The following is a 12,885-nucleotide window of genomic DNA, read 5'->3' as shown; positions in this document are numbered from 1 at the left end:
TAAATACTTCTCGCAGTTATCGCGCTGTGCTGGATGCGATTATTGCTGAGCAGCACCCCTTTGATCTTATTGTTGCAACAGGTGATTTGGCTCAGGATCATTCCGTTGCCGCTTATCAAAATTTTGCCAAGGGTATCTCCCGTTTGCCAGCGCCCTGTGTCTGGCTTCCTGGTAATCATGATTTCCAACCGGCTATGGTGGACGCCTTAGCCAGTGCGGGTATCGCCCCTTCAAAGCATGTTCTGGTGGGGGATAACTGGCAAATTCTATTATTGGACAGTCAGGTATTTGGTGTTCCTTATGGTGAATTGAGTGAGTATCAGTTGGAGTGGATGGAGCGCTGCCTGATGGCACATCCAGAACGCTATACACTGATATTATTGCACCATCATCCCATGCCTTCAGGCTGCACCTGGCTTGATCAGCACAGCTTGCGTAATGCGCATATGCTAGCGGCAGTATTGACCCGCTATCCGCGTGTGACCACCTTATTGTGTGGCCATATCCATCAGGATTTGGATCTCGATTGGTATGGTAAGCGCTTGTTGGCTAGCCCTTCTACTTGCGTGCAGTTCAAACCGCACTGTACTAATTTTACACTTGATACCGTGGCACCGGGATGGCGCTACCTCGACTTACTGCCTGATGGAAGACTTGAAACTGAAGTTCGTCGATTAGCCAGTGATGAGTTCTGCCCGGACATGGACTCGGATGGTTATTGATGAGTACTCTTCTATATATTCACGGCTTTAATGGCTCGCCCGGCTCGGTCAAAGCAACGACATTCAAAAGTTGGTTGCAGCAACACCACCCTCATATTGAGATGCTGATACCGCAATTACCGCCTTATCCGGCGGAGGCAGCAGAAATGCTGGAAAGCATCGTAATGGATAAAGCTGGGCAATCCATGGGTATTGTAGGCTCTTCTCTTGGTGGCTATTTTGCGACCTGGCTTTCCCAGCGCTTCAGTATTCCCGCAGTAGTGGTTAACCCGGCAGTCCGGCCATTTGAGCTGCTCGGTGATTACCTGGGCGAAAATCAGAACCCCTACACCGGGCAAAAATATGTGTTAGAGTCTCGGCATATTTACGAGCTGAAAGCCATGCAGATTGAAAAGTTGGAATCACCGGATTTACTCTGGTTATTGCAGCAAACCGGGGATGAAGTCCTCGATTACCGTCAAGCGGTTGCCTATTACACCTCTTGTCGGCAAACAGTAGAATCAGGTGGGAATCATGCCTTTGTCGGTTTTGATCATTATTTCTCCCCGATTGTGACTTTTTTAGGGCTAGCGACCGCTTGATATCTGGCGGTTTAAGCATCACCCAATACAGCGGGTAGAGTACCGCAGGCCGTTATGGCCTGTCGGGCATATCACCGCTAGCCTTCCAACCATTAGCCGAATATTAATCAAACCATGACTGAATCCAGCTATAACGCTGATGCCATTGAAGTACTCAGCGGTTTAGAACCAGTGCGTCGTCGTCCGGGAATGTATACGGACACCACGCGACCAAACCACCTTGGTCAAGAGGTGATTGATAACAGCGTCGATGAGGCGCTGGCAGGCCATGCCCGCCGCATTGATGTCATCCTGCACGCCGATCAATCACTGGAAGTGATTGATGATGGCCGTGGGATGCCGGTTGATATCCATCCTGAAGAAGGTGTTCCTGCGGTTGAACTGATTTTGTGTCGTCTACATGCAGGCGGAAAATTCTCGAATAAAAACTATCAGTTCTCTGGTGGTTTGCATGGTGTAGGTATTTCAGTTGTGAATGCCTTATCCAAGCGTGTAGAAGTGACGGTACGTCGCGATAGCCAAATCTACAGCATTGCCTTTGAAAATGGCGACAAAGTGCAGGAACTACAGGTTATCGGTACATGCGGCAAGCGCAATACCGGTACCAGCGTACATTTCTGGCCAGATGTTTCTTTCTTCGATAGCCCGCGTTTCTCTGTATCTCGCTTATCTCATTTGCTTAAAGCGAAAGCGGTACTGTGTCCTGGCGTAGAAATCGTCTTTAAAGATCAGGTTAATAATACCGAGCAGCGCTGGTGTTATGCTGATGGTTTAACCGATTATCTAATGGAAGCGGTTAACGGCTTGATTACCTTGCCAGAAGTGCCGTTTGTCGGCTCTTTTGCCGGGGATACCGAAGCGATTGATTGGGCGCTGTTATGGTTACCGGAAGGCGGCGAGTTGCTGACTGAAAGTTACGTCAACTTGATCCCAACCATGCAGGGCGGTACTCACGTTAATGGCTTACGTCAGGGTTTGCTTGATGCGATGCGCGAATTTTGTGAATACCGCAATATTCTGCCACGTGGCGTCAAACTATCGGCAGATGATATCTGGGAACGCTGCGCCTATGTGTTGTCAGTTAAAATGCAAGATCCACAGTTTGCCGGCCAGACGAAAGAGCGACTTTCCTCACGTCAGTGCGCGGCCTTTGTGTCCGGCGTAGTAAAAGATGCATTCAGCTTATGGCTGAATCAGAACGTACAAGCGGCTGAACAGTTAGCTGAGTTGGCTATTTCCAGTGCCCAGCGCCGCATGCGTGCGGCCAAGAAAGTGGTGCGTAAGAAACTGACCAGCGGCCCGGCACTGCCCGGCAAACTGGCCGACTGTACTTCGCAAGATTTAAGCATGACCGAACTGTTTCTGGTGGAAGGGGATTCCGCGGGTGGTTCTGCCAAGCAAGCACGTGACCGCGAATATCAGGCGATCATGCCGCTGAAAGGGAAGATCCTGAATACCTGGGAAGTGTCTTCCGATGAAGTTCTGGCCTCGCAGGAAGTCCATGATATCTCAGTTGCGATCGGTATTGATCCCGACAGCGAAGATTTGAGCCAACTGCGCTATGGCAAAATTTGTATCCTCGCGGATGCGGATTCCGATGGTTTGCATATCGCCACCTTGCTGTGCGCACTGTTTGTACGCCATTTCCGTGCCCTGGTTCGCAATGGGCATGTGTATGTGGCCATGCCGCCGTTATACCGCATCGATTTGGGCAAAGAAGTATTTTATGCGCTGGATGAGGAAGAGAAAGCCGGTGTGTTGGAGCAATTAAAACGCAAACGCGGCAAGCCGAATGTGCAGCGCTTTAAAGGGTTGGGTGAAATGAACCCGTTGCAGTTACGCGAAACAACGCTTGATCCCAATACTCGTCGCTTGGTGCAATTGACCATTGGTGATGACGATATTGATAAAACAATGGCGATGATGGATATGCTATTGGCGAAGAAACGCTCAGAAGATCGCCGCAATTGGCTACAAGAGAAAGGGGATACCGCCGAGATTGAGGTCTGATCGATGAAGGTCACCTTAGAAGAGTTGCAGGCGTTTACCTCGGTCGTCGACTGCGGCTCTATTACGGCGGCTGCGGAACAGCGCAGCCAAACTACATCGGGCATCAGCCGGGCATTAAGTCGGCTGGAACAGAAGCTGGCGACCACCTTGCTGCGCCGCACCACTCGGCGCTTGGAATTGACGGAAGAGGGGGAGTTGTTTCTCACTCATGCACGGCAAATCCTCGGTGCGGTTGATGATGCTGAAGAGCAGATTGCGCTACGGCGGCTAAAACCTGCCGGGCGGTTGCGGGTGAATGCGGCAGCTCCTTTTATGCAGCATGTGATTGTGCCGATGATCAGCGGTTTTCGCGCGTTATATCCACAAATCATTCTTGAACTGAATACCGATGACCTGAATATCGATTTACTAGAACAACGCACTGATATTGCGATTCGTATTGGTGCGTTGCGCGATTCGACCATCCATGCACGTCTGCTGGGAGCGAGTCGGGTGCGTATCCTCGCCAGCCCTGATTATCTGCAACGCCACGGCACCCCTCACACCATTGATGACCTGGCAAATCACAGTCTGCTCGGCTTCACTCAGCCTGAATTCCTTAATCAGTGGTCGCTACCTCATTTGCCCGGTGGGCGCACATCAATCACCCCTAATTTGGCCGCTTCCAGTGGTGAAACACTGCGCTTGTTGGCTTTACAGGGCGAAGGGATCGTCGAACTCTCTGATTTTATGACCCGAGAAGATCAGCTGACGGGGCGTTTAGTTGAGGTCATGGCAGATCAAATTCTGGAAACCTGGCAGCCGATTAACGCGGTTTATTATCGCAATACACAGCTTGCAGCGCGGATTACCTGTTTTCTGGATTATGTGAGTGAGCAGATCAAGTTGCAGGGCAGTCATTGGTTAAAAGATCCCCTTCGTTCTTAAAGCGCAGGGGTGTTGGCCACTCTCACTTACCCGAATCACTTACTTGAGTATGCTCATCGGGATGCGTTTGCTTGCCGCCTACCTGCAACTTCAATTACTTTGGGGATCGGTTGATTAAGCGTTATCAAGGATGTGAATATTCACATCCAGTACATCGTCTTTAATCACTTCACGATGTTGATGCATGTGTTCCATCTGTAAATGTAATTCCAGATGGTGAACACTTTGCCACTTCTCCAGCATGAAAATTGAGTCCGGCGAATTCTTTTGCCAGTCACGCTGGGTGGGTACGTCAATCATCGGCACGTAGCCGCCACAACCTTCCTCTGCCAGCACGGCAGGTATCAGTTTTTCAATGGCGTTCAACACCGCCTGGCGACGGCCCGGTTTGACCTTTATTTCTGCAAAAACGGTAATCATAGCGACTCCAACTTAGGTGTGATGCTGTGATATCAAATAGCCTGACGCTTAAAGTTTTCGGCCAAATGCTGACGATAACGGCTAATGTCACCTTCAATATCGGGTTGTTTAATCACATCGTTACACATAAATGTTGGTAATGGCTTCATGCCAAGGAACTGGTTTGCTTTATGGAAATGCAAGTAAACACCATCAACACCGACCCCTTCGAAGAACTGATTCGGATCAGTAAACGCTTCAAGTGGTGCATTCCATGTCACTGAAAGCATATAGGTTTTACCCTGAATTAAGCCACCAGAACCATAGCCCTTAGTGGCATCGGAGCGAGTACGTCCATCACTTTGGTACAGTTTGCCATGACCATAGGTAAAGACTTCATCAATGTATTTTTTCAATATCCAAGGCTCGCCCATCCACCAACCCGGCATTTGATAAATGACTGTATCGGCCCACAGATAGTTTTCAATTTCACTTTCAATATCATAGCCTTGGTCAACTGTGGTGATTTTAACCTGATGGCCATTTTCCTGGAGAAACTCGGCAGCGACATTAGTGAGAGTCAGATTGAGCGCCCCTTTGGAGTGCGCAAATTCTTTCATTGCGTTAATAATTAGTACGTTACTCATTGATATACCTTTTTAAAGCTATAACTCATTTAAATAATAGGGGCTTGAAACTGCCTAACCCGGAATACTGAGTATGCTAATGGTTTCTTTACCAGAGAAAAATAGACAACAATGCATAACACTGTTGCTTAATAAGCAATAAAGCACCTGGATTGCAGCGTTTTAGCTGCAAAATTGCGCATCAGCCGTCACGACATTGATTCTGTGGGTTGTGACAGTAACCCCGCAGATGAGGTACTATCGCGGGCAGAAATTGACAATGAACTTGCGGTGCCGATCTGCTGACTGACAGTGATCGCCTCCAGAGTCTGAGGATAATTGAGTAATGAGTGATTTGACTCATGACGGTGCAGAACGCTTACCGCTGCACACCTTTACTGAAAACGCCTATCTGAACTATTCCATGTACGTCATCATGGATCGGGCGTTGCCGTTTATCGGCGATGGTTTGAAGCCGGTGCAACGGCGCATTATCTACGCAATGTCCGAACTGGGGCTGAACAATAGCGCTAAATTCAAAAAATCAGCCCGTACCGTGGGTGACGTGCTGGGTAAATATCACCCACATGGTGATAGCGCGTGTTATGAAGCAATGGTGCTGATGGCACAGCCATTCTCTTACCGTTATCCATTGGTTGATGGGCAAGGGAACTGGGGGGCACCGGATGACCCTAAATCCTTTGCGGCAATGCGTTACACCGAATCTCGCTTATCCAAATATGCAGAAGTGTTGTTGGGTGAGTTGGGGCAGGGAACTGTCGATTGGGTGCCGAACTTCGACGGCACTATGCAGGAGCCGAAAATGCTGCCTGCGCGCCTGCCTAATATTTTGCTTAATGGTACCACCGGTATTGCTGTGGGTATGGCAACAGATATTCCCCCCCATAATGTGCGCGAAATTGCACAGGCGGTGCTGGCGCTGATTGATAAGCCAACGTCTTCACTGGAAGAGTTGCTGGAGTTTGTGCAAGGGCCTGATTTTCCGACTGAAGCGGAAATTATCACACCACGTAATGAGATTCGTAAGATTTACCAGAGTGGTCGTGGCTCGGTGCGGATGCGCGCCTTGTGGAAAAAAGAAGACGGCAGTGCGGTCATCACTGCACTACCGCACCAGGTTTCTGGCGCTAAGGTGTTGGAACAGATTGCCAGCCAGATGCGCGCCAAGAAATTGCCAATGGTTGAAGATTTACGTGATGAATCTGACCATGAAAACCCTACTCGTCTGGTAATAGTTCCACGAACCAATCGCGTCGATCTGGATCAAGTGATGAACCATCTGTTCGCCACCACGGATCTGGAAAGAAGTTATCGTATCAACATGAATATGATCGGTCTGGATCATCGCCCAACGGTGAAAGGGCTGGTGGAGATCCTGACCGAGTGGTTGGTATTCCGTCGCCAAACCGTACGTAACCGGTTGAATTATCGCCTGGAAAAAGTACTGAAGCGGCTGCATATTTTAGAAGGCTTATTGATTGCCTTCCTGAATATTGACGAAGTTATTCATATCATCCGTACTGAAGATGAGCCAAAACCGCTGCTGATGCAGCGTTTCGCGATTTCTGAAACTCAGGCTGAAGCGATCCTCGAACTGAAACTCCGCCATTTAGCTAAATTGGAAGAGATGAAGATCCGCGGTGAGCAAGATGAACTCGCCAAAGAACGTGACCAGTTACAAGCTTTGTTGGCGTCAGAACGTAAACTTAATACCCTGATTAAGAAAGAAATTCAGGCTGATGCAGCCGCCTATGGCGATGATCGCCGTTCGCCGCTGACGGAACGTGAAGAAGCCAAAGCCATGAGTGAGCATGACATTGTGCCGTCTGAGCCGGTGACCATCGTGCTGTCAGAAATGGGGTGGGTGCGCAGTGCCAAAGGTCATGATATTGACCCGAGTGGGTTAAGTTATAAAGCTGGGGACAGTTTCCGTGCAGCGGCTCGCGGTAAGAGCAACCAGCCGGTGGTGTTTATGGACTCCACCGGTCGCAGCTACGCATTAGATCCGCTGACCCTGCCATCTGCGCGTGGGCAAGGGGAGCCGTTGACTGGCAAGTTGACTCTGCCGCCGGGAGCCAATATTGAACACGTGCTCATGGCCGCAGATGACCAGAAATTATTGATGGCTTCAGATGCCGGTTATGGCTTTGTCTGTACTTTCAATGATTTGGTCGCTAAAAACCGTGCAGGCAAGACCATGATTACCTTGCCGGAAAATGCCAAAGCGCTGCCACCATTAGAGATTTATGGGCCGGATGACATGTTGTTATCCATAACTGCGGCTGGCCGTATGTTGATGTTCCCGGTGGCGGATTTACCTGAATTATCAAAAGGTAAAGGTAATAAAATCGTCTCTATCCCGGCGGCAGATGCGGCGGCGGGTAAAGATCGCTTGGTATGGCTATTTGTCTTACCTCCGCAAACGTCAATTACACTTCACTTCGGTAAACGTAAGCTAACCTTACGGCCGGAAGATTTGCAGAAATTCCGTGCCGAACGTGGCCGCAAAGGTTCACCACTGCCTCGTGGGCTACAGCGTATTGACCGTGTTGATGTTGATGCGCCTGAGCGGGCGACACCAACAGATAATGAAGAGTCATGAGGTAGCCAGTTAATGTAACAGGGAGCGCGCATCATTCGCGCGCTTTCGCGTAACATCATTAGGTAAGGAATCTGCGCGGTGTTTTATCAGGAAGCCGCTATACTAGCGCCGATTACAAATCTAAGAGCCGGTGTTTAATAGAAGTGAGTGTTTCATAAAAATAAGTGTTTAAGAGGTTGTTATGCTATTAATTTTGCGCACGGTACTGGCAGTTTTATATTGTGTTCTGGTGTGTGTATTTGGTTCGATTTATTGCCTATTTCGCCCACGAAATCCGCGTAACCTCGCCACGTTCGCCCATCTATTTGGCCGGATGTCAGTGTTATTTGGGATTACCGTTGAACAGCGGATTCCGGCGGAAGCAGCGAACTACGGTACCTGCATTTACATCGCTAATCATCAAAATAACTACGATATGGTCACGATGTCTAATGTGGTTCAATCCGGTACTGTCACCGTGGGCAAAAAGAGCTTGTTGTGGATACCTTTATTTGGCCCATTGTATTGGCTGACTGGCAACCTGCTAATTGACCGCGATAATCGCGCCAAAGCGCATGGCACTATTGCTCAAGTCGTTGAGCAAGTGAAAAAAAAGAACGTTTCTATCTGGATGTTCCCTGAAGGGACGCGTAGCCGTGGCCGCGGTTTGCTGCCGTTTAAGACCGGAGCCTTCCATGCCGCTATCGCCGCTGGGGTGCCCATTGTGCCAATTTGCGTATCCAGCACCAATAATATCAACTTAAACCGTTGGTCAAATGGCAAAGTTATTGTAGAAATAATGCCACCCGTTGATACCACTGGTTATGGTAAAGAACGTGTGCGCGAGTTGTCAGAGCATTGCCGCAATTTAATGCTGGCTAAAATTGAGCAACTTGATGCAGAAATAGCCCAACAGGCAGCAACTGAAAAATAATCTATTCGTTATTTGCCGTAGGTTGATTCTGCATTGATTATTTTGCCTGAATCCATTTTTATTTAAACGACTCTGGTCGTGAGCGTTTTGCCGTCCTTCAGCGTTATTCGCAGTCAGGCAAAATTTTGCAGTAGGTTTGATTGTGGTTTTCACGGAGAAGATATGTCACTCAGTCGTCGCCAGTTCATTCAGGCTACGGGCTTAGCGCTTGGCGCGGGTTCGTTGCCATTGAGGGCACAGGCTAATAGTACCCAGCAACCCTCGTTACCTGTTCCACCTTTACTGGAATCCCGTCGTGGCCAACCGCTATTTTTGACTTTACAGCGGGCGCATTGGGCATTTAGTGGCAGGCAGAAAGCTGCGGTATGGGGTATCAACGGGATGTATCTGGGGCCGACCGTTCGGGTGTACAGCGGTGATGATGTTAAGCTCATTTACAGCAACCGTCTGACTGAGCCGGTATCCATGACGATCAGTGGGTTACAGGTGCCGGGCACGTTAATGGGGGGGGCGGCGCGCATGATTTCCCCTGGCGTCGACTGGTCACCGGTTTTGCCGGTACGCCAACCCGCTGCAACTTGTTGGTATCATGCCAATACGCCTAACCGCATGGCACCCCATGTTTATAATGGGCTGGCGGGGATGTGGCTGGTGGAAGATGAAGTCAGCAAAGCGCTGCCATTGCCAAGCCATTACGGCGTTGATGATTTTCCGATTATTATTCAGGACAAGCGGCTTGATAACTTTGGTGTGCCGGAATACGACCCGCCAGCCAAAGGCGGCTTTATCGGCGATACATTGCTGGTTAACGGGGTGCAAAGCCCGTTTGTTGAAGTTTCCCGTGGTTGGGTGCGCTTACGTTTACTCAATGCGTCCAATGCCCGCCGCTATACCTTGCAGTTGAGTGACGGCCGCCCACTGCATGTGGTAGCCAGTGATCAAGGTTTCCTGCCTGCGCCAGTTGCGGTACAACAGCTCTCACTGGCTCCCGGTGAGCGGCGTGAAGTGGTTATCGATATGTCGCAGGGTAGTGAAGTGTCCATCACGGCGGGGGAGTCTGCCGGGATTATGGACAGGCTGCGTGGGCTATTTGAGCCATCGAGTATTTTAATTTCCACTTTGGTACTGACATTAAAACCGACCGGCTTGCTGCCGTTGGTCACTGATAACCTGCCAATGCGTTTGCTCTCTGATCAGATTCTGGATGGCAGTGTAGTGCGTACCCGAGAGTTCCGCCTGGGGGATGATCTGCCGGGAATCAATGGCGTTATCTGGGATATGAGCCGGGTCGATGCTCAAGCACAGCAAGGGACTTGGGAGCGCTGGACCATACACGCAGATATGCCGCAAGCATTCCATATACAGGGTGTCTCGTTCCTGGTGAAAAATGTGAATGGTGCACCGGCGATGGCCGAGGATCGTGGCTGGAAAGATACCGTCTGGGTTGATGGGAGTGTGGAGTTACTGGTGTACTTCAATCAGGTTTCTTCCGAGCATTTTCCATTCCTATTCTACAGCCAGAGCCTTGAGATGGCCGATCGTGGCTCCGCAGGTCAGTTGGTGACACAAGCGGCACCGACGCTCGGTTAAGAAGAATGGGATCATTGTTTCGATGAATAATCGTCCGGTGATCCTGTTTTAACTGATAGCGTTAATCACGTTATCAAAAGATATATCCTTCCTCTTTTCATGGATAAATGCGTATAATCGCCGCCCGGTGATGATTTCTTAACCCGAACCACCTCAACTTTCCCCAATTCAAAGAGTGTTGCCATGAGTACCAGCCTGATCCAGCCAGAGCGTGACCTGTTTTCCTATCAGCCATATTGGGCTGAATGCTATGGCACTGCGCCATTTTTACCGATGTCTCGCGCAGAAATGGACATATTAGGCTGGGATAGCTGCGACATTATTGTTATCACCGGCGATGCTTACGTTGACCACCCCAGTTTTGGTATGGCTATCATTGGCCGCATGCTGGAAGCTCAGGGTTTCCGTGTGGGAATCATTGCTCAGCCTGATTGGACCAATAAAAACGATTTCATGCGATTGGGGGAGCCGAATCTGTTCTTCGGGGTCACGGCGGGCAATATGGATTCGATGATCAACCGCTATACCGCTGATCGCAAGTTACGCCATGACGATGCTTATACGCCGGATAATCAAAGTGGTAAGCGGCCAGACCGCGCCACATTGGTGTATAGCCAGCGCTGTAAAGAAGCCTATAGCCATGTGCCGGTTTTGCTTGGTGGTATTGAAGCCAGCTTGCGCCGCATCGCTCATTATGATTATTGGTCGGATACTGTGCGCCGCTCGGTTATTGTCGATGCCAAAGCCGATATGCTGGTGTACGGCAATGGTGAACGGCCCCTGGTTGAAGTCGCACACCGCTTGGCGGCAGGTGAGAAAATTGCTGATATTCAGGATGTCCGTAACACCGTTGTGATGCGCAAAACGGCATTGCCGGGCTGGAGTGGTGTGGATTCTACCCGGCTGGATAAACCGGGCCGTATCGAAGCGATTCCTAACCCTTATGGCGATGATTTACCCTGTGCAACAGACAGCATTCCCGAGCCAGAAGCCAAGCCTATTACTGTGCGGGCTGCCAAACCTAAGCCCTGGGAAAAGACCTATGTCTTGCTGCCCTCTTATGAAAAAGTGAAAGCAGACAAAGTGCTGTATGCCCACACCTCGCGGATTTTACATCATGAAACCAACCCCGGTTGTGCCCGGGCTTTGATGCAAAAACATGGCGACCGCTATATCTGGATTAATCCGCCGGCAATCCCGCTTAGCACCGAAGAAATGGATAGCGTTTTTGCCCTGCCTTATCAACGTGTGCCGCATCCCTCTTATGGGAAATCGCCGATCCCGGCTTACGATATGATTCGTTTCTCGATTAATATCATGCGTGGCTGCTATGGCGGTTGCTCGTTCTGTTCAATTACCGAACATGAAGGGCGCATTATCCAGAGCCGCTCTGAAGATTCCATTATTCGTGAAATAGAAGAAATTCGCGATAAAGTTCCTGGTTTTACCGGCATTATCTCTGATTTGGGTGGCCCGACAGCCAACATGTATATGCTGCGTTGCCAGTCGCCGCGAGCCGAGCAAACATGCCGCCGCGCATCCTGCGTTTATCCTGAAATATGCCAGCACATGGACACTAACCATGAGCCGACCATTTCTCTGTATCGGCGAGCGCGCGATTTGAAAGGGATTAAAAAAATCCTGATTGCCTCCGGTGTCCGTTATGACTTGGCAGTAGAAGATCCTCGTTATATCAAAGAATTAGCCAGCCACCATGTGGGCGGTTACTTGAAAATAGCCCCAGAGCACACTGAAGAAGGGCCTCTTTCAAAAATGATGAAACCGGGAATGGGCAGCTATCAGCGCTTTAAAGAGCTGTTTGATACCTATTCTAAGCAGGCGGGTAAAGAGCAATATTTGATTCCGTATTTCATCTCGGCTCATCCGGGAACCGAAGATAAAGATATGGTCAATTTGGCGCTTTGGTTGAAGAAAAACCGCTTCCGTTTGGATCAAGTGCAGAACTTCTATCCATCACCGTTGGCTAACTCCACCACCATGTATTACACCGGCAAGAATCCGCTGAGTAAAGTGGACTACAAGAGTGAGGATGTAGTGGTGCCGAAAGGCGATCGTCAGCGTCGGTTGCATAAGGCATTGCTGCGTTATCATGATCCTGTCAATTGGCCGATGATCCGCACAGCATTAGAAGATATGGGGTTACAACATTTGATTGGTAGCCGCCGTGAATGTTTGGTTCCTGCACCTACGCTGGAAGAACAACGTGAGGCACGTCGGGCGTATCGTCAGCATACGCCAGCGCTGACCAAGCACACCTCGATCACGCGTCAGCGTCAGCCGGGTAACCGAAAAAATGTGGCTCCAGCAGGTAAGATTCCTGCGAGTAAAGCGCCTTCGGGCAAAGCGGCGCAGACAACGACGGGCAGTTCAGCGCCGAAGACGACAGGCAACAAAACCGGCGCAAACAGAGCGCCGGTGAATAAACCTGCTGGTGGTGCAGGTAGAGGGAAAGCCAGGCATCACTAAGCATGTA

At 49.8% G+C, this 12,885-nt stretch carries 10 protein-coding genes; 8 read left to right on the top strand and 2 right to left on the bottom strand.

Annotated features, from left to right (window positions below; all coding sequences use genetic code 11):
• The 4 genes from cpdA to ACNSO8_RS19960 form a co-directional block, all read left to right on the top strand.
• On the top strand, nt 1-722 hold a 722-nt coding region (cpdA, locus tag ACNSO8_RS19975; protein ID WP_418395643.1), incomplete at its 5' end, for a 3',5'-cyclic-AMP phosphodiesterase.
• Nucleotides 722-1,303, top strand: a complete 582-nt coding sequence (yqiA, locus tag ACNSO8_RS19970; protein ID WP_418395642.1) for an esterase YqiA — start codon at nt 722-724, stop codon at nt 1,301-1,303. The genes cpdA and yqiA, both read left to right, overlap by 1 nt.
• A 114-nt stretch (nt 1,304-1,417) precedes the next feature.
• Nucleotides 1,418-3,313: a DNA topoisomerase IV subunit B gene (gene parE, locus ACNSO8_RS19965; RefSeq protein ID WP_019079114.1), complete on the top strand. Its 1,896-nt coding sequence runs from the start codon at nt 1,418-1,420 to the stop codon at nt 3,311-3,313.
• A 3-nt stretch (nt 3,314-3,316) separates the two neighbouring features.
• The gene (locus ACNSO8_RS19960) at nt 3,317-4,240 is read left to right on the top strand and encodes a LysR family transcriptional regulator (RefSeq protein ID WP_019079113.1); all 924 of its coding nucleotides are present in this window, start codon (nt 3,317-3,319) and stop codon (nt 4,238-4,240) included.
• Nucleotides 4,241-4,354: 114 nt separating this feature from the next.
• Here the strand turns inward: ACNSO8_RS19960 and ACNSO8_RS19955 are convergent, their stop codons facing one another.
• Nucleotides 4,355-4,660, bottom strand: a complete 306-nt coding sequence (locus ACNSO8_RS19955; RefSeq protein WP_268216189.1) for a putative quinol monooxygenase — start codon at nt 4,658-4,660, stop codon at nt 4,355-4,357.
• Between the two features lie 32 nt (nt 4,661-4,692).
• Complete coding sequence (locus ACNSO8_RS19950; RefSeq protein WP_019082330.1) at nt 4,693-5,286, bottom strand: NAD(P)H-dependent oxidoreductase; 594 nt, start codon at nt 5,284-5,286, stop codon at nt 4,693-4,695.
• A 325-nt stretch (nt 5,287-5,611) separates the two neighbouring features.
• On the opposite strand from ACNSO8_RS19950, the gene parC reads away from it, so the two are divergent.
• The 4 genes from parC to ACNSO8_RS19930 all read left to right on the top strand — a co-directional run bounded on the left by parC (nt 5,612) and on the right by ACNSO8_RS19930 (nt 12,878).
• On the top strand, nt 5,612-7,888 hold the full coding sequence (gene parC / locus ACNSO8_RS19945; protein ID WP_019079111.1) for a DNA topoisomerase IV subunit A: 2,277 nt from the start codon (nt 5,612-5,614) through the stop codon (nt 7,886-7,888).
• Between the two features lie 181 nt (nt 7,889-8,069).
• Nucleotides 8,070-8,801, top strand: a complete 732-nt coding sequence (locus ACNSO8_RS19940) for a 1-acylglycerol-3-phosphate O-acyltransferase (RefSeq protein WP_019079110.1) — start codon at nt 8,070-8,072, stop codon at nt 8,799-8,801.
• Nucleotides 8,802-8,963: 162 nt separating this feature from the next.
• A complete protein-coding gene (gene ftsP / locus ACNSO8_RS19935) occupies nt 8,964-10,391 on the top strand; it encodes a cell division protein FtsP (RefSeq protein WP_019079109.1) in 1,428 nt (475 codons plus the stop codon).
• Between the two features lie 183 nt (nt 10,392-10,574).
• On the top strand, nt 10,575-12,878 hold the full coding sequence (locus ACNSO8_RS19930) for a YgiQ family radical SAM protein (protein ID WP_418395641.1): 2,304 nt from the start codon (nt 10,575-10,577) through the stop codon (nt 12,876-12,878).
• Nucleotides 12,879-12,885 lie beyond the last annotated feature (7 nt).

This window comes from Yersinia sp. LJYL362, assembly GCF_048323875.1.
Note: the sequence above shows the minus strand (reverse complement) of the source record. Positions and strands in the feature narration are given on the sequence as shown.

Coding starts and splice junctions, on each gene's coding strand:
- parE (WP_019079114.1), top strand. CDS start 1,418: ATGACTGAATCCAGCTATAACGCTGATGCCATTGAAGTACTCAGCGGT.
- ftsP (WP_019079109.1), top strand. CDS start 8,964: ATGTCACTCAGTCGTCGCCAGTTCATTCAGGCTACGGGCTTAGCGCTT.
- ACNSO8_RS19960 (WP_019079113.1), top strand. CDS start 3,317: ATGAAGGTCACCTTAGAAGAGTTGCAGGCGTTTACCTCGGTCGTCGAC.
- ACNSO8_RS19950 (WP_019082330.1), bottom strand. CDS start 5,286: ATGAGTAACGTACTAATTATTAACGCAATGAAAGAATTTGCGCACTCC.
- ACNSO8_RS19955 (WP_268216189.1), bottom strand. CDS start 4,660: ATGATTACCGTTTTTGCAGAAATAAAGGTCAAACCGGGCCGTCGCCAG.
- ACNSO8_RS19940 (WP_019079110.1), top strand. CDS start 8,070: ATGCTATTAATTTTGCGCACGGTACTGGCAGTTTTATATTGTGTTCTG.
- ACNSO8_RS19930 (WP_418395641.1), top strand. CDS start 10,575: ATGAGTACCAGCCTGATCCAGCCAGAGCGTGACCTGTTTTCCTATCAG.
- yqiA (WP_418395642.1), top strand. CDS start 722: ATGAGTACTCTTCTATATATTCACGGCTTTAATGGCTCGCCCGGCTCG.
- parC (WP_019079111.1), top strand. CDS start 5,612: ATGAGTGATTTGACTCATGACGGTGCAGAACGCTTACCGCTGCACACC.